Source organism: Sulfurimonas sediminis (genome assembly GCF_014905115.1).
GTDB lineage: Bacteria > Campylobacterota > Campylobacteria > Campylobacterales > Sulfurimonadaceae > Sulfurimonas > Sulfurimonas sediminis.
In genome coordinates this window covers 1,174,696-1,191,082 of the sequence record NZ_CP041235.1, presented here as the reverse complement: position 1 = coordinate 1,191,082, position 16,387 = coordinate 1,174,696, and the positions used below count along the sequence as shown (strand labels likewise).

General features: G+C 37.1%; 18 protein-coding genes. 13 read left to right on the top strand and 5 right to left on the bottom strand.

The annotated features are described in order from the left end of the window. Positions 1-45: 45 nt before the first annotated feature. On the bottom strand, positions 46-2,301 hold the full coding sequence (locus tag FJR45_RS06465; RefSeq protein ID WP_193149713.1) for a glutamine--tRNA ligase/YqeY domain fusion protein: 2,256 nt from the start codon (positions 2,299-2,301) through the stop codon (positions 46-48). Between the two features lie 109 nt (positions 2,302-2,410). Between FJR45_RS06465 and gltX the strand changes: the two genes are divergently transcribed. Then, entirely contained in the window at positions 2,411-3,676 is a 1,266-nt protein-coding gene (gene gltX, locus FJR45_RS06460) for a glutamate--tRNA ligase (protein ID WP_193149711.1), read from the top strand. Then, positions 3,673-3,951, top strand: a complete 279-nt coding sequence (locus tag FJR45_RS06455) for a YggT family protein (protein ID WP_193149710.1) — start codon at positions 3,673-3,675, stop codon at positions 3,949-3,951. The genes gltX and FJR45_RS06455 overlap by 4 nt, the downstream gene beginning before the upstream one ends. A gap of 167 nt (positions 3,952-4,118) precedes the next feature. On the opposite strand, the gene FJR45_RS06450 is transcribed toward FJR45_RS06455, so the two are convergent. After that, positions 4,119-4,574, bottom strand: a complete 456-nt coding sequence (locus FJR45_RS06450) for a hypothetical protein (RefSeq protein WP_193149708.1) — start codon at positions 4,572-4,574, stop codon at positions 4,119-4,121. An 87-nt stretch (positions 4,575-4,661) separates the two neighbouring features. On the opposite strand from FJR45_RS06450, the gene mobB reads away from it, so the two are divergent. The 7 genes from mobB to FJR45_RS06415 all read left to right on the top strand — a co-directional run bounded on the left by mobB (position 4,662) and on the right by FJR45_RS06415 (position 10,933). Then, a complete protein-coding gene (gene mobB / locus FJR45_RS06445; protein WP_193149706.1) occupies positions 4,662-5,165 on the top strand; it encodes a molybdopterin-guanine dinucleotide biosynthesis protein B in 504 nt (167 codons plus the stop codon). Between the two features lie 12 nt (positions 5,166-5,177). Beyond that, complete coding sequence (locus FJR45_RS06440) at positions 5,178-6,020, top strand: class 1 fructose-bisphosphatase (RefSeq protein ID WP_193149704.1); 843 nt, start codon at positions 5,178-5,180, stop codon at positions 6,018-6,020. Further along, the gene (locus FJR45_RS06435; RefSeq protein WP_151900285.1) at positions 6,004-6,210 is read left to right on the top strand and encodes a hypothetical protein; all 207 of its coding nucleotides are present in this window, start codon (positions 6,004-6,006) and stop codon (positions 6,208-6,210) included. The genes FJR45_RS06440 and FJR45_RS06435 overlap by 17 nt, the downstream gene beginning before the upstream one ends. Positions 6,211-6,271: 61 nt before the next feature. Next, on the top strand, positions 6,272-8,218 hold the full coding sequence (gene metG, locus FJR45_RS06430) for a methionine--tRNA ligase (protein ID WP_193149702.1): 1,947 nt from the start codon (positions 6,272-6,274) through the stop codon (positions 8,216-8,218). Then, positions 8,215-9,228 carry a hypothetical protein gene (locus FJR45_RS06425; RefSeq protein ID WP_193149700.1) on the top strand — a complete coding sequence of 338 codons (1,014 nt, stop codon included), beginning with the start codon at positions 8,215-8,217 and terminating at the stop codon, positions 9,226-9,228. Before metG ends, FJR45_RS06425 begins: the two co-directional genes overlap by 4 nt. A 40-nt stretch (positions 9,229-9,268) precedes the next feature. After that, on the top strand, positions 9,269-9,799 hold the full coding sequence (locus tag FJR45_RS06420) for a YceI family protein (protein WP_193149698.1): 531 nt from the start codon (positions 9,269-9,271) through the stop codon (positions 9,797-9,799). After that, entirely contained in the window at positions 9,800-10,933 is a 1,134-nt protein-coding gene (locus FJR45_RS06415; protein ID WP_193149696.1) for a TRAP transporter substrate-binding protein, read from the top strand. Here FJR45_RS06415 and FJR45_RS06410 read toward each other — a convergent pair. Then, positions 10,919-12,088 carry a response regulator gene (locus FJR45_RS06410; RefSeq protein ID WP_193149694.1) on the bottom strand — a complete coding sequence of 390 codons (1,170 nt, stop codon included), beginning with the start codon at positions 12,086-12,088 and terminating at the stop codon, positions 10,919-10,921. The genes FJR45_RS06415 and FJR45_RS06410 overlap by 15 nt on opposite strands. A 110-nt stretch (positions 12,089-12,198) precedes the next feature. Here FJR45_RS06410 and FJR45_RS06405 point away from each other — a divergent pair, with 110 nt between their 5' ends. Beyond that, positions 12,199-13,416, top strand: coding sequence for a putative glycoside hydrolase (locus FJR45_RS06405; protein ID WP_193149692.1), 1,218 nt, complete (start codon positions 12,199-12,201; stop codon positions 13,414-13,416). Here FJR45_RS06405 and FJR45_RS06400 read toward each other — a convergent pair. Together FJR45_RS06400 and queC are read right to left on the bottom strand one after the other, a co-directional pair. Then, positions 13,405-14,082 (bottom strand): M48 family metallopeptidase, encoded by a 678-nt coding sequence (locus FJR45_RS06400; RefSeq protein WP_226966397.1) that lies wholly within the window; start codon positions 14,080-14,082, stop codon positions 13,405-13,407. The two genes, FJR45_RS06405 and FJR45_RS06400, sit on opposite strands and share 12 nt — an antisense overlap. After that, positions 14,060-14,743, bottom strand: coding sequence for a 7-cyano-7-deazaguanine synthase QueC (queC, locus tag FJR45_RS06395; protein WP_193149690.1), 684 nt, complete (start codon positions 14,741-14,743; stop codon positions 14,060-14,062). The genes FJR45_RS06400 and queC overlap by 23 nt, the downstream gene beginning before the upstream one ends. Positions 14,744-14,799: 56 nt before the next feature. On the opposite strand from queC, the gene FJR45_RS06390 reads away from it, so the two are divergent. The 3 genes from FJR45_RS06390 to FJR45_RS06380 are packed head-to-tail and all read left to right on the top strand — an operon-like array spanning position 14,800 to position 16,382. Then, on the top strand, positions 14,800-14,979 hold the full coding sequence (locus FJR45_RS06390; RefSeq protein ID WP_193149688.1) for a hypothetical protein: 180 nt from the start codon (positions 14,800-14,802) through the stop codon (positions 14,977-14,979). 50 nt (positions 14,980-15,029) lie between these two features. After that, on the top strand, positions 15,030-15,449 hold the full coding sequence (ybeY, locus tag FJR45_RS06385) for an rRNA maturation RNase YbeY (RefSeq protein WP_193149686.1): 420 nt from the start codon (positions 15,030-15,032) through the stop codon (positions 15,447-15,449). 3 nt (positions 15,450-15,452) lie between these two features. Continuing rightward, complete coding sequence (locus FJR45_RS06380) at positions 15,453-16,382, top strand: calcium/sodium antiporter (RefSeq protein ID WP_193149684.1); 930 nt, start codon at positions 15,453-15,455, stop codon at positions 16,380-16,382. Positions 16,383-16,387: the final 5 nt, after the last annotated feature.

Below are 16,387 nucleotides of genomic sequence, written 5' to 3'. Positions count from 1 at the left end.
CAGTCCACATTCCGAGAAAGCATTAATTTTCTTAACTTATGCGTTTTATATCAATTTTTGTTTTACAAGCTCATTTACAATTTTAGGATTTGCTTTGCCACCTGTCTTTTTCAATACCTGTCCTACAAAGAACCCAAACAGCTTATTATTTCCTGCTTTGTATTTTGCCACATTGTCAGGATTGTTTGCAATCACTTCATCAATAACAGGTAAAATTTGAGCCGGATCACTGATCTGCACCAGCCCTTTTGCTTCAACTATCTGCGTCGGGTTTTCTCCACTCTTTGACATATCCTCAAACACCTGTTTGGCAATCTTGCTTGAGATGATATCTTCTTCAATCATTTTTGCCAGTTGTGCTATATGCACTGGGCTGAATTTCAGCGCCTCTGCATCTGTATTTTTAAGCACTCTGGCTACTTCATTGACTACAATGTTTGAAAGCGTGACAGGAGCGTTACATGTAGAGAGTGCCTCTTCAAAAAAGTCACAGAGAAAGGCATCACGGGCCAGTGTATTTGCCACCTCATTGTTGAGTTTCAGCGTATCTGTATATTTTTCAAATACTTTTTTTTGCTTTTCTGTCATAGGTGTTATTTCACCGTCTATCTGTACCTGTTTGACTTTCGGCTGTGTCGTCTGCTGTTTTGGTTTTTCTTTTTTCGCCCAGGAGTCTTTCAGTCCGACAATTTTGTTAAATACAGGGTGCGCATCGCTGTAATCAACCGGATCAGTATAAAAATAGCCTTGTCTCTCAAACTGAAACCGCTCATCCGGTTTTTCAAGTATCACAGCAGGTTCAATCAGCGCATTTTTAATGATTTGTAAAGAGTTTGGATTTAAGTCCTCAATTCCCTCCGGCGCTTCAGTTTTAAACAGTCTGTCGTACAGACGGATCTCGACTTTTTTTGCCTCTGCCGCACTCACCCACTGAATGGCACTTTTTACTTTGATGCCGCTTGTATCTTTCGTACCGCTTTTGGAATCAGGATAATATTGTGCTTTTATTTCGACAATATTTCCATTGGCATCTTTGATAATCTCTTTACATGTAATGATATAGCCATGTCTGAGTCTTACAGGCTGTTTGGGGGTAAGACGGAAATAGCCTTTAGGCGGATTCTCTTCAAAGTCTGCCCGTTCGATATAAAGTTCTTTTGAAAAAGGAATCTTTCTTGAACCCTCTTTTGGAACATCATGTGGGTAGTATGGTGCCTCAATCTCCTCAGAACCTTCATAATTTACAATTGTGACCTTTAAAGGATCCATTACACACATAACACGAGGAACTTTTGTATTTAAGTCATCGCGTATAGAAAATTCAAGCTGTGCAACATCAACCACAGAGTTTGCTTTTGCTATACCGATTTGCTCACAAAAGTTTAAAATGGACTCCGGTGTGTACCCTCTCCTTCTGTACCCTGCAATCGTAGGCAGGCGCGGATCATCCCAGCCGTTTACATAGCCACCTTCTACCAGTTCCAAAAGTTTTCTTTTACTCATCACTGTATAGTTGATGTTGAGTCTGGCAAATTCATACTGATAGGGACGGGGCGGTTTGAGCGCAAGTGTATCTAAAACCCAGTCGTAAATATCACGATTGTTTTCAAATTCCAAGGTACAAATCGAATGCGTGACACCTTCTATATAATCAGACAGACAGTGTGCAAAATCATACATAGGATAGATTGACCACGCATCCCCTGCTCTAAAGTGATGTGCATGTCTTATGCGGTATAACAGCGGGTCTCTCATTTTCATATTGGCTGCACCCATATCTATCTTTGCCCGTAAAACATGTTCACCGTCTTTAAATTCGCCCTTTTTCATTCTCTCAAAAAGATCGAGATTTTCCTCAACACTTCTGTTTGCATATTTACTGCGCTTTCCAGGTTGTGTAACAGTACCTCTATATTCACGAATTTTATCTTCGCTCAGACTGTCAACGTAGGCTTTGCCCATTTTAATAAGCTGCACCGCATAATCATAAATCTGGGAAAAATAATCAGAGGTAAAGTACAGATTTTCACCCCAGTCAAATCCAAGCCATCTTACGGCATCTTCAAGAGCTTCTACATACTTTGTATCTTCTTTTGTCGGATTGGTGTCATCCATTCGCAGGTTGCAGTGACCGTTATAATCACGGGCAATACCAAAATTTATAGATATGGACTTGGCATGTCCGATATGCGGAAAACCGTTGGGTTCAGGTGGAAATCTTGTTACTATCTCTTTGTATTTGCCTGATTTTAAATCATTTTCAACTATCGTTCGTAAAAAATCTTTTTTCTTGTTCTTCATTATTGCTAAACCTTTTTTGTAGGTACTTGTGAGAAGTATTTTATCCAACAAGAGCTTATAATTAATCAAAACTTTGTTAAAATTACAAAAAAACTATCTAGGAATATTAATGCTAAGATTTGCATCCAGCCCTATTGGAGATATGCATATAAATGATTTGAGAATTGCACTCTTAAACTACATTGCATCAAAACAAAAAAATGAAGACTTTATCGTAAGAATAGAAGATTTAGATAAAGAAAAAGTTATACAAAATAAAGACCAAGAAATCTTGGATATTTTAGGACTTTTTGGGATTGAATATTCTCATGTAGTACACCAAAGCCAAAACCTTCGTTTTCATTCGGCTATGGCTTTGCAACTTTTGCATGAGAAAAAAGCTTTTTCCTGCTTTTGTTCTGATGAATGGTTACAAAAAAAGCGCAGTGAGGCAGAACAAGCGAAAAAAGAGTACCATTATGATGATGCATGCAGAAATCTTCCTGCTGAACTGGTCATTGATAACACAGCTCCTTTTACCGTAAGAATAGTACGTCCTGATGCACCGGTCATTGTAAAAGACCGGCTTAAAGGTGCAATCAGTTTTGAGCCTGATACTGTTGACAGTTTTGTGATTATGAATCACGATAAAACACCTACCTATGATTTTGCCTGTGCGGTGGATGATATGCTGAGTGATGTTTCAATGATTATTTGTGATGAAAAATATCTCAAAAATACACCAAAACAGGTACATGTAAGAAATCAGCTCCAATATAACAAAGAGATAGAGTATGCCCACTTACACGGTATAGAAAACGGTGTCAGTGTAAAACAGCTGTTAGAGGAAGGATATTTACCCGAAGCTATTTCAAATTATTTAATATCAATCGGCACTAATCCTCCAAAAGAGATTTTTACACTCAAAGAAGCAACAAAATGGTTCGACCTGGACAAACTTGCAGATAATCCTGTCCGTTTTGATCAAGATAGGCTAACACAAATCAACAAAGAGCATTTAAAAAATCTGGATGCAACAGAGTTATCTCGTTATGTAGGATTTGCTGACTCGGAAATAGGAGAACTTACACGCATTTATCTTGAAGAGGCGGGAACGACAAAAGAGTTGAAAGAAAAAATTGCTCCTATCTTTGCAAAAAGAGAAGCAGTGTATGGATTTGAAAAAGAGCTAGAGTTAATGACAAAAGCGATTAAAAACGCACCCTACTTTGAAGAGTATAATGATTTTAAAAACTATATTATGGATACAACAGGGCTCAAAGGTGAAAACTTTTTAAAACCGTTGCGTATACTTCTTACAAATTCTGAGTATGGACCAGATATTGAAAAAATATATAAATATCTGAAAAACTATCTGAAGGAGATTATCAAATGAGTGCATTAGTTGAAATTATACAGGGGATTGGCGGGATTTTTATAGGGCTTATAAATGTCTATATCTGGGTGATTATTATTGCGGCACTGCTGAGTTTTGTGAATCCTGATCCATACAACCCTGTTGTGCAGTTTCTTCACAGAGTTACAAGCCCGGCATATGCGTTTGTAAGAAGATTTATGCGAACAGATTTGAATGGTCTGGATTTTGCGCCGCTTATCATCATTATAGCACTGCAGGTTCTTATTGTTATTTTACAGTCCATACTTTATTAAGGGCACCTCTAATGCCATTAAGTTAAGCATTTTTTTGGAACGCGGACTTCAGTCCGGGCTGAGAGTGGCAAGAGTATTGCAACAGCCGGCACTGAAGTACCGGTTCCGAAAAAGCATTAATTTTCTTAACTTAATGGCAGTGAAGGGCACCTCTAAAAACCCTTAAATTAATGTTTAAAAGTCAGGATTGTACTGTTTTGCCCTAATTGGATTTTTAAATGCAAAGTGTCTTTTTTTTGCTTTGTAAATCCGACAAGGTAATACTTGTTCCATTTTGCATGAAATGATGTAAGTGCTGTAAATTCATTTTGAACAGGCAATTTTTCTACGAGGATTGCAGGCGTATCGTTGAGATAAAATTCTACTTTGCTCTTTTTGTTTTTTTTATAAAGATAGAGATAAAAATATTCATAATCTTTGTAAATTTTCGGATCTGTTTTATTTAAATAGACGGCAGTTACAATTGCGACTACTTCTGCTTTTGTATTGACAATTTTACTGCTTTGCAGATTGTCTTCGGCCAACTCCTGAGAATTTTTCAAATGAAATCTTTCAAATGCATTTTTTTGTGCACATCCCAAAAAAGTTAGCAATAATAAGAGTATTGGTAGTAAAAATTTCATTTTTTGGCCCTATTCTTTTTTGGAATTATATCTTATTAAACTCTTCTTTTGTATAATGACCTAAAATTTTTAAAGAAAAGTCATACATTGAAAAAAAGATTAGCAGTTGCATTTACGGGACCGTCCAACAGCGGTAAAACAACATTGATACTCAAAGTTGCCAGAAAACTCATACATGAACATCATTTGGAGGTAGCTATCATAAAGCATGATCCAAAAGACAAGGCAAGATTTGATGTTGTCGGCAAAGACAGTTACAAGTTCAGTGATACGGGAGCAGAAGTCATTGTGACTTCTCCAAACAGAACAACCTACTTTTCACACCGTCATGCCGATTTGGATGAAATGATACGCATGTTTCGTGATTTTGATATTTTACTCGTTGAGGGGCTGAAAAATCTGCCCCTGCCGAGAATAAGTATATTTAGAAACTCTATAGATAAAGATTACTTTCCCTACATGAATGCGCTTGCCATTGATGAAAGTATAGATATTAAAAAATACACTTTGCCAAAAGATGTCGATGTTTTAGATTTAAACGACACAGATGAAGTGATAACATGGATACAAAAAAATGCAAAAAAAGTTTAAAAAGGAAGAAAAATGAGAGATATATTTGATGCAATTCAAAAAAGTGCCAAAAGAATTAAAGAAGCAATCGACACAAAAGACATAGGGTACTCGCAGCTGGAAAACAGTTCCGGAGAAACACAGCTTGAACTTGACATAAAATGTGACATGATTATTGAAGAAGAATTTTCAAAAGTTTCTTCTATACATACGGTTGCCAGTGAAGAAAAAGAGCATGAAGAGGTTTTACATGAAAACGGCAAATATTTTATTGCCTATGACCCGCTTGACGGTTCATCATTAATAGATGTAAATTTGAGCGTAGGATCGATTTTTGGCATTTATGAGGGTGAATTTGGAACACAAAAGATGGTTGCGGCATGCTATGTTGTCTATGGTCCGCGTGTTGAAATGGTTTTTGCGCAAAACAAAACAAAACTCTACCTTTTACAAGCCGGAGATTTTGAATTTGTCAAAGAGATCAGACTCAATGAAAAAGGCAAATTGATGGCTCCGGGAGGAACGCAGCAAAACTGGGAGAAATACCATAAAGCCATGATAGACGGTTTTTTTGCAGAGGGATACCGTCTGCGATACTCCGGCGGTATGGTACCTGACCTGCATCAGATTCTACTCAAAGGCGGCGGACTTTTCAGCTATCCTGCGACAAGTGACAAGCCAGAAGGAAAACTTCGCCGTTTGTTTGAAGTGTTTCCTTTTGCTTTTGTGTTTAAAACTTCAGGAGGAGAGGCCATTGACGGAAAAGATGAAATTTTAACTCTTGGTCATGCGCATATTCATGATACTTCACCATGTTTCTTTGGTTCAAAATATGAAATAGACCGAGTGAAAGAAGTATATGCAAGAAACGCATAAAAAGCCTAAAGACAAATTTGAACTGCATCTTGATGAAATGATACAGAAAGTTCAGGAGTGTCAAGAGCAAAAAAATCATAAAAGCTGCAGTGTGTGTGAACACTATTTTGGCTGCGAGCTGCGAAATGAATATATAAAAGCCGTATACAACAGCATGTCAAAAGGCGAAACAGGCGGTTTTGAGTTTTAAACCTATTGGCATTGTAAAACAATTTAGATAAAATACATTAAATATTTAACAGGAACATACATTGAGTAAATACATAACAACACCTATATACTATGTCAACGGAGAGGCTCACATCGGGCATGCTTACACGACTTTCATTGCAGATACTCTGGCACGCTATGAGAGACTCAAAGGTGAAGATACTTTCTTTTTGACAGGAACAGATGAACACGGACAAAAGATAGAAGAGTCTGCAAAAAAAGCAGGAAAACCTACACAGGAATTTGCAGACGAAATCAGTGCGACTTTTAAGAATCTTTGGGATGAGTTTGGTATAAGTTATGATAAGTTTATACGAACAACTGATGAAGAACACAAAAAAGGTGTACAAAAAGCTTTTGAAGTGATGTATGCCAAAGGTGATATTTATAAGGACTTCTATGAAGGTCATTATTGTGTAAGTTGTGAAACTTTTTTTCCTGAAACACAGCTCATAGACAGTGAATTTTGCCCTGACTGCGGAAGAACGACAAGTGTGGTAAAGGAAGAGAGCTATTTTTTCAGACTTTCAAACTATGAAGACAAACTGCTCGAACATTATGCAAGTCATCCTGATTTCATTATGCCCCGCTCGCGTGCAAATGAAGTTGTAAACTTTGTAAAAGGCGGGCTTCGTGACCTTTCTGTAACACGTACATCGTTTAGCTGGGGGGTAAAAATGCCTAAAAGTATCGGGGATGACAAACATGTTATGTATGTTTGGCTTGACGCACTTTTAAACTATATCACAGCTCTTGGTTATGGTTCAGATGAAAAACTTATGAATTATTGGCCGGCTGATGTTCATTTTGTCGGCAAAGACATTCTTCGTTTTCATGCTATTTACTGGCCTGCATTTTTAATGAGTCTGGATCTTCCTCTTCCTAAGCATATTGGTGCGCATGGCTGGTGGACACGAGACGGTGAAAAAATGAGTAAGTCAAAAGGAAATGTTGTTTCGCCAAAAGAAGTTGCAGATGCCTATGGTGTAGAAAATCTCCGTTACTTTATGCTGAGAGAAGTTCCTTTTGGTCAAGACGGTGATTTTTCACAACGCGCTTTTATAGACCGTATAAATTCTGAACTCTCCAATGATCTTGGAAATTTGCTCAATCGTATCATAGGCATGAGTGGAAAATATTCTGATTTTGAAATAGACAGCGTAGATGTAGAAAAATACCATTCTAAAGAGATTGAGCAAATGAATCTGATTTTAGATTCTCTTGATGTGTTTTTAGAAAATTTGCAACCACACAGATACCTTGAAGAGCTGTGGAAACTGTTTGCAATAGGAAATGGTGTTATACAGGAGTATGAGCCATGGGTAAAAATGAAAAACGGACAAAAAGACGAAGCACTTGCGACTGTAGCTGTTGTTGCAAACATACTGGCAAAAGCAGCTGTAATGCTTCACCCTGTTATGCCAAATACAACAAATATCATAGCTGATGCACTCTCTTTTGAAATAAATACAACAAGTTATAAAGAGCTTATACTAGAGAAAAAACTGTTGAAATTATTTAATATTAAAAAAGTGCCGCCTCTTTTTCCTAGAATCGAAGAACCTTTGATGCAAGAAGCGCCAAAGGCAGAACCTGTGACAGCAACAAAAAAAGAACAAAGCTCTAAAAAACAAACAAAAGAGACGAAAAAAGAAAATGACAACCTTATTGAAATTGGTCAATTTTTTGAAACATCTCTAAAAGTCGGAACTGTTGTAGAAGCTGAGGAAGTACCAAAAAGTAAAAAGCTTTTAAAATTACAGATTGATTTAGGCGAAGAGAATTTGAGACAGGTTGTTGCCGGTATAAAAGAGTTTTATTCTCCTGATGATTTGATAAATACTCAAGTGTGTGTTGTAGCCAACCTCAAACCTGCCAAATTAATGGGAATGATAAGTGAGGGAATGCTTCTTGCTGCAAAAGATGAAGACGGTCTTTGTTTAATCAGACCTGAAAAACCTAAAAAATCAGGCACACCTATTGGATGAGACTTGAAAACACTTTAGCACTTACGCACGGAGAACTGGTAAACACTCCCTTTGTAAGCAAGTTTAACAATATTGTTTTTGAAGCAAAAGCGGTGAAAAGAGGCGATCTTTTTATAGCTTTTGATGAAGGTGCCATAGAAGATGCTGTTTTTAACGGTGCCTACGGTGTGGTGTTTGACAAGCCTACGCAGATAACAGACAGTGAGATAGCCTGGATAAAGGTCAAAAACCTTGAAGACGCGCTCAAACGTCTGCTTCGTTTTGAACTTATCAATAAAGAAATATCAGTCTATTCTTGTGATGAAATCATTTTAAAACTTGCTTTGCAGATTGTAACAGAGTCGAACTTTATTGCCCTGTATGGTGATATTAAAAGCATTTTTAAAGCCTTGTCCGATATAGAAAATGGTGCTACGGTATTGTTCAGCCCTGCGCTTACCTCTCCAGATTTGTTTACAAACATCAAAGAGTTGCCAAAAAACAGACCACAAAGTATTGATATTATCGAACAGACTCTTTTTGAAACATCTTTTATCTATGATAATATATTTTATGAAAGGCAGCTTCTTTCTCCATTTTTCATGCCCTATCTTGAGCAGCTTCTTTCTCTGTTTAAAATTTTAAAGATCAATTTCAGATTAAGAAAATTCACACCGATTGATCACTTCGAAGCAGTCTTTACAAACAAAAACTTTGAAATAAAAGATTTTGGTACCAGCGACAAGGTGTTGATATTTGAAAAAAGTACCTCTTTGATAGAAAAAGAGATAGTTTTTTTACAAAAACAGGCTACATGGGCAAAAATTATCTATATTGTTCCCTTTACATGTAAACAATCACTCAATACTATCCTGCAAAAAGATAAAAATTTGTTTTTCTATAAAAATAAAAATGAAATTAGAAATACATTACAGGCAAGCAGTTTTCATTTTGCCCTGATTGTCGGTGTAGATAAGTCCATATTGGAAAAACCTTTGGTGAAACAGACACAGTTGACTTTGGATTTTTAAGAAAAAATGTTATATTATAAAAACTACAAAAGGATAAAAAATGAAAAAGATTATATTGGCCCTACTCTTGGCTACAGCCTCACTCTATGCACTTGAAGTGCAAAACACAACGATTAAGTTTACTGCATTTAAAACATATGCGAAAAAAGGTGTCAGCGGAGTTTTTGACAAAATAAAAATCAATACAAGCAAAGCAGATACAGTAGTTGCTCTTTTGAAAAATGCCACAGCAGAGATAGAAACATCAAGTGTGAACAGTGGGAACAAAGGCAGAGATGCAAAACTTGTTACGCAGTTTTTTAATGTTCAAAAAGTCAAAAAAATAGAAGCAAAAATTATAGATGTGCAAAAAGATATACTTGTGTTACAGTTAAGTATGAACAGTAAAACCTTAAATATTCCAATGAGCTACACTGTTTCTGACAACAGAGTCAATGCACAAGGGACAATAGATTTGGCAGATTTCATGATGTTAAAGTCTTTGAAATCCATCAACAAGGCATGCTACACTCTACATAAGGGTAAGACATGGCAAGATGTAAACATATACTTTACAATGCAATATAAATAGATGAATCGCAGAGATTTTCTAGGTACCGCAACACTCACTTCTGCAGCCATAGCACTCGGCGGCTGCAATGAAGGGAATCATGTTGCAATAGACTATTCCAAACATCCTCAAAAACACAATGATGCTGTGAAGAATGTTCATTTTAATAAAAACAAAAAAACAGTTATCAAACTGGCAACAAGCTGGCCCGCACATTTTCCTATAATGGGTACGGGTGTTGAAGAGTTTGCACAGCGTTTGCATACCATCAGCGGTGGCAGCTTGGAGATAAAAATCTATCCAAAAAATGTTCTTGTTCCCGCTCTGGCAGTTTTTGATGCCTGTTCAAGCGGACAGATTGATGCTTTTCATTCCGGTCCCTATTACTGGAAAGGAAAAAACTCCGCTTTTTCTCTTTACAGTGGCATTCCTTTTGGTTTTACCGCTGAAGAAGTAAACTCATGGATGCTTTATGGTGACGGTATGCATTTGTGGAGAGAACATTATGCAAAACACAATCTCTACCCGTTTTTAGGCGGAAATACAAATATTCAAATGGGCGGATGGTTCCGAAAACCTATAAACTCTTTGGCTGATATGCAGGGACTTAAAATGCGAATTCCCGGTCTTGGCGGAGAGGTTTTTTCACGCATGGGTGTCAATCCTGTTTTGTTGCCTGCGGGAGAAATTTACACTTCTTTAGAGCGCGGAGTCATTGATGCAACAGAGTGGGTGGGCCCTGCCCTTGATATTAAAATGGGATTTTATAAAGTTGCTCCTTATTACTATTCCGGCTGGCATGAACCGGGTTCTGTCCTTGAATTAACCTTCAATAAACATACATGGAACAAGCTTGCCGGCGAACATCAGTCTATGATTGAAGTGGCTGCAAGTGAAATGAATGCAAATATGGCAACGAAATTTCATCATGAGAATATCTACGCTTTGCAAAAGCTCAAAAGTTTAGATGTAACGCTTGCACAGTTTCCGGATGATGTAACCCAAGCCGGAAAAAAAGCACTCAGGGAAGTCATCCATGATCTCAGCAGCAAAAACAATGATTTTGCCGAAGTGTATTCTTCCATAAAAGCATACCTGGACCTTTCAAAAGAGTGGAGTGATGTGAGTCTTGGATATTTTCTAAATGTCAGATAGCTCCTCTCTTTGTATAAACATGTAAGTTATATCATCCTCCTGCTCAAACACCTGTTTTTTTCTTTTGGCTTCAAGCTCATTAATGTCTTTAGCTTCTTTAAAATCTTTTCCAAGGTACTTACCGTAAAATTCCGAAGAATTCCTGACGGAGTTTTCATTGAGTCCGTCACTAAAAACAAGCATCCTGGATATTTTGTTTGTATCAAGGATTGTAGTATTGACACTTTTTGTATAGCTTGCCAAAGGAGGATTATTCGATTTTATTTTTATAACATCGTTACTGTCATCTTTTATACATAAGATCGCAGGCATGGAAAACATAGCATATTCCAGTCTCTCTTCACTGCTAAAATAGAGAAAAGTAGCACAGACAACCTCTTCTTCAAGCAAATTCGGCGCGATAAACTCCAAAAGCTGTTTTATGAGCTGTGTTAAAGAAAAATTTTTGTTTTTTATCATTTGATTTGTTATGTTGTTCGCAGATGCACTGCATAGCATGGCTGTAACAGCTGCTGATATTCCTTTGCCCATACCGTCAACCAAAAACATAAAATATTCATCATCTGAAATCTTTTTTATGATATAACTGTCCCCGCTTAAAATATCTTTTGGCTGATAAAAAACTTCACATGTAAAGTGTAAAAATTTTTTATTTTCCTGCAGGTCATTTTTTATAATTGTTGTCTCTTTTTGATAGGTTAAAGTTTCCTGATAGTTAGAGTAACAGAGTTTTTGCTGTTGTATCTGCATGAGTAGTCTGTCCGCCAATACCGATTTTGCGACAAACTCCAAAGTAGAAAAAATTGACTGTGAGGAAATGGGTTTTTTTATAAAGCCTGTAATATGCAAGTCAATTGCATTTCTCAGTATTTCCAGGTTTTCCAATCCGGTGAGTAAAATAACAGGGATGCTCGGATCCACTTCTCTGATTTTCTGTGTCATTTGCAAACCGGTCATCAGCGGCATGGAATAATCTGTCAACACAATATCTATAGACTCTTTTTGGAAGAGTTCAAATCCCTCCATACCATCATAGGCGGTATAAACATTTTTAAAAAACATACCAAAAAGAGAAGTATATATTTCTATAACATTTTTATCATCATCGACACAAAGTATATTTAAAGTATTGTAAATTTTTAGACTGTTTTTCATAGGTAATGCTCAATTAAAGATTCTATACTATTTTACCAATATTATGCTAAATATCTCTTTGTTAGCTTAATCATAGTAGTATTTCAAAAAAATTGAATAAAAGGATTCCATTGAAAAAAATACTGTGTTTGTGTGCCTTTCTTTCAACTTTTACCTACGCTTCTTTTAAAGGAAATATTGTTGATGAAAAAACTCTGCAGCCTGTAAATTCTGCTTTTATCAGTGACTCAAAAAACAGTGTCAGAAGTGATGAAAACGGTTCGTTTTTTATAGCTTCAAAAGAAAACAGATACCATATCAAAGCCTATGGATACAGGCCTTACACGTTTACATCTGATACAAACACAACAACACTAAAACTTGAACCCATTCATGTAAAAGCACTCTACTTAACCTTTTGGGGTGCCAGCAACAACTCCGGTACGTTAAAAAAAATACTGCGCCTCATAGAGAAGACCGAGGCAAATGCCGTGGTGGTAGATGTTAAAAACGAATACGGTTCTACACAGTTTTGGACTGGATTTAAGCAGGCCAACGAGTATGGTGCTTACAAGCAGCGTACGAACCGAGATATTAAAAAATTTATAAAGACTATGAAAGAGCGGCATATCTATACCATTGCCAGAATTGTCACCTTTAAAGATGAACTGCAGGCTTCTCACAATATTGACTATGCCATCAAAAAAAATACAAAAATATGGAGAAATCATGACAATATGGCCTGGGTGGATCCTTTTGACAAACGTGCGCACAATTATGCCATATCTATTGCCGAAGAAGCCGCAAAAGTCGGCTATGATGAAATCAACTTTGATTATATCCGTTTTCCTGCAAAAAAAGGTTTGCAGTTTTGTCAACAAAGCACACAGCCAAGCCGGATAAAAGCAATAGAGGGATTTTTGAAAGAGGCACAGAAAAGATTAAAAAAATACGGTGTTTTTATCTCTGTTGACACCTACGGAAATATTTGCTGGGCAAAAGATGACAACGGCATAGGACAGACGGTTACATCGCTGGCAGATTACGCAGATTATTTATGCCCGATGCTTTACCCTTCAGGCTTTTCAAGCGGCTCTTTTTATTTTAAATATCCGGCGAAACACCCCTATGAGGTTGTATATCGAAGCATAAAAAAGATTCAAGACAGGATTCCGAGCAACAGAGTCCGCCCATGGCTGCAGTATTTTAAAGACTATACATCTTCAAGAAAAGCGTATAAGAGAGAAGAGATACAGGCACAAATCAAAGCTGCAGAGGACATAGGAGCAAACGGATGGATGCTCTGGTCGCCTTCAAGCAAGTATCATCAGGAGTATTTACAAAGATAGAGAAATGTTTTTAAGTTTTTTTCTGAGTGCTTTTGCATGAGGCAGGTATTTTGCAACCAGGTCATGAAAATCTTTTGAGTGGTTCATATGGACAAGATGTGCAAGTTCGTGGACTATTACATAATCTATCAGCTCTTTATGCACTTTTATCAGTTGGGTGTTTAACGTAATGACTTTTTCAGAACTACAGCTTCCCCACCGGCTTTTCATCTTTCTAAATTTCAAGGTTTTATATTCCAGTTGCATTATCTGGGCAAAAGAGTCTACTCTTTGGGGCAGATACTCTTTGGCTGTATGTGTATAAAAATTATCATATGCAGACAAAACTTTTGTCTTGTTTGCTATTTGCAAGCGCTGCAGTTTTTTTCGCAGGTAATGTGCTTCATCACTGTCTATACTGTAAATTTCACCAAACAGCAGCACTTCATCTTCCAGGTTTACATGTAATGGTTTGTGCAAAGAATTTTTATGCAACTGTTTTCGGATCCAGGACTCTTTTTCATGAAAAAACTCTATCGCATACTTTTCTTGCCTGTATGGCGTTTTTATAATAATGCTTGAATCATGCTTCACCTGTATATAACTGTGTTTGAGTTTTGGTGCATAAATGAGTGTAGCACACAACTCTTTACATGTAATGGTTTTATGCATAAGGAATCGGGTCATTCACTCCTGCTTTTTTAAAACCATTGAGCCGGAGTCTGCAGCTGTCACATACACCGCAGGCCTTGTCTTCGTTTTTATAGCAACTCCATGTCAGCTCCAAAGGAACGTCTAAATGCAGTGCTTCTTGTACGATTTGAGATTTTTTAAGATGCACCAGTGGCATTTTTATTTCTATCTTTGTGTCATCTTTTGTACCTAAATTAATTGCTTTTTGCATAGCCTGTATATATTCTTCCCTGCAATCGGGATACCCGCTGCTGTCTTCTTCAACAACGCCTATGCTGATAACCTCTGCGCCCTCTTTTTCAGCTATTGCTGCGGCCATAGAGAGAAATATACCGTTTCTAAAAGGTACATAAGTTACAGGAACACCCTCTTCTACTCCGCCTGTAGGTACTTCTATGTTTGTGTCTGTCAGTGCAGAAGCACCGAGTTGTTTAAAAAAGTCCAAATCTAAAATATATTTTTGCTTTACATGTAAACTTTCGCATATATTTTCAAAACATGCAAGCTCTTTTGCCTGTGTTCTTTGGTCATAATTAAAATGAACTGCTATAACTTCATAGCCTTGATTTTTCATCATATAGGCACTTAAAGTAGAATCCATCCCTCCGCTCATTATGCAAACAGCTTTCTTATTTGTGTTATTTTCTTTTTTCATGGTACAATTTTACCATAAGTGTTATATACTTTAGTATTTCAAACAAGGAGGAAGTTATGGAAGTATCATCTTCAACACAAACTTCATCAGGGCTGGGACAAACAGATATTATGAAAAAAGCGCAGGATGTGCAGGCACAGCAGATAGAAAAGATTCTTCAAAGCGCACAGGAACAGACAAAGCAGATGACCGCACAAAAAACAGGTGTAGGAAGCAATCTTAATATTACAGGCTGAATTTCTCCTCTTTCTTGGCAGATGTTTTCTCATCTGCTATAATTCCACTTATGATAGATATTGACAACAAGACTTCTTTTGAAGTAAACAACACACTGCTCCAAAAAATTGCTGCAAGTATGACAGATAAAGATATAGAACTTGTCATTACTGCAAATGATGAGATACGGCAAATAAATAAAGAGTATAGAAATATAGACAAACCAACCGATGTACTCAGTTTTCCCTATGAGGAGATGCCTATGAGTCCACTTGGAAGCATAGTTATCTCTTATGATTTTGTACGTGAAAAAGCTACAGAGTTCAAGCATACACAAGAAGATGAATTTACACTCCTTTTTATACACGGACTTTTACATCTCCTTGGATATGATCATGAAACAGATAATGGTCAAATGCGAAAAGAAGAAGAGCGGCTTATCAATGCCTTTCATCTTCCCAAAAGCCTTATAGTAAGAACACAAGGATAATCAATGGATTATATTATTTTTATCGCGGCAATGGCTGCTTTGATTTACGGGGCTGATTTTATCATTAAAGAGTCAGAACGGATTGCCCTGCACTTTAACATTTCACACTTTGTCATCGGTGCGACTTTGGTGGCTTTTGGCACCTCTTTGCCGGAAATGGCAGCTTCTATGGTGGCATCGGCACACGGAAAAAGTGATATGGCCGTTGCCAATGTCGTCGGAAGTGTCATTTTTAATATCACTTTGGTACTGGGTGTTGTTTTTATGATAGCAAAATCCATGAACCCCGACAGAGATCTCTTCTCAAAAGACAGTGCCTGGGTTATTGTGCCATTGGTCATCTTTTTTATTATGACGCTCGATGGAAAGATCAGCCGCATTGACGGTGCTTTGTTTTTGCTTATGATGGTTTCATATATCATATTTCTATTTTCAAGCAACAAAGAAGAGCTTGAAGTTGAGATAGATGAAGATTTGGTAAAAGAAAAATTTAACTGGCCCAGAAGTGTCATGCTGCTGGGTATCGGTTTTGTTTTAACAATAGGAGGTGCCAATTTTGTTGTAGAGAGCGGTACAAATATAGCAAGAAGTTTACATGTAAGTGAGTGGATTATCGGTCTGTTTTTAATCTCTTTGGGTACTTCTTTGCCAGAGCTTGTCGTCTCTCTTGTCGCCGTAAAAAAAGGCAACGCCGAGATGAGCATCGGAAATATCATAGGTTCAAATGTAGCCAATTTTTCTATGGTTTTGGGCGGTGCGGCACTCTTGAATCCGTTGAGTGTAAATCTGGCAGCTACAAAATTTGACATGCTCATTCTTGCTGCGGCCTCCATAGCGCTTTTGTTTGTTTTGGCAAACAAGCTGTACAACAAAGCTGGCGGTATCTTTTTGCTTATAATTTTAGCACTGTTTATTCAAAACTCTTTTGCATAAAAGTT

Excerpts from the sequence above, each read along its gene's own strand:
- FJR45_RS06425 (WP_193149700.1), top strand. The coding sequence starts at position 8,215 with ATGAGACTTGAAAACACTTTAGCACTTACGCACGGAGAACTGGTAAAC.
- FJR45_RS06410 (WP_193149694.1), bottom strand. The coding sequence starts at position 12,088 with ATGAAAAACAGTCTAAAAATTTACAATACTTTAAATATACTTTGTGTC.
- FJR45_RS06390 (WP_193149688.1), top strand. The coding sequence starts at position 14,800 with ATGGAAGTATCATCTTCAACACAAACTTCATCAGGGCTGGGACAAACA.
- FJR45_RS06400 (WP_226966397.1), bottom strand. The coding sequence starts at position 14,082 with ATGACCCGATTCCTTATGCATAAAACCATTACATGTAAAGAGTTGTGT.
- FJR45_RS06455 (WP_193149710.1), top strand. The coding sequence starts at position 3,673 with ATGAGTGCATTAGTTGAAATTATACAGGGGATTGGCGGGATTTTTATA.
- queC (WP_193149690.1), bottom strand. The coding sequence starts at position 14,743 with ATGAAAAAAGAAAATAACACAAATAAGAAAGCTGTTTGCATAATGAGC.
- FJR45_RS06435 (WP_151900285.1), top strand. The coding sequence starts at position 6,004 with ATGCAAGAAACGCATAAAAAGCCTAAAGACAAATTTGAACTGCATCTT.
- FJR45_RS06465 (WP_193149713.1), bottom strand. The coding sequence starts at position 2,301 with ATGAAGAACAAGAAAAAAGATTTTTTACGAACGATAGTTGAAAATGAT.
- FJR45_RS06440 (WP_193149704.1), top strand. The coding sequence starts at position 5,178 with ATGAGAGATATATTTGATGCAATTCAAAAAAGTGCCAAAAGAATTAAA.
- FJR45_RS06380 (WP_193149684.1), top strand. The coding sequence starts at position 15,453 with ATGGATTATATTATTTTTATCGCGGCAATGGCTGCTTTGATTTACGGG.
- FJR45_RS06420 (WP_193149698.1), top strand. The coding sequence starts at position 9,269 with ATGAAAAAGATTATATTGGCCCTACTCTTGGCTACAGCCTCACTCTAT.
- FJR45_RS06450 (WP_193149708.1), bottom strand. The coding sequence starts at position 4,574 with ATGAAATTTTTACTACCAATACTCTTATTATTGCTAACTTTTTTGGGA.
- ybeY (WP_193149686.1), top strand. The coding sequence starts at position 15,030 with ATGATAGATATTGACAACAAGACTTCTTTTGAAGTAAACAACACACTG.
- FJR45_RS06415 (WP_193149696.1), top strand. The coding sequence starts at position 9,800 with ATGAATCGCAGAGATTTTCTAGGTACCGCAACACTCACTTCTGCAGCC.
- gltX (WP_193149711.1), top strand. The coding sequence starts at position 2,411 with ATGCTAAGATTTGCATCCAGCCCTATTGGAGATATGCATATAAATGAT.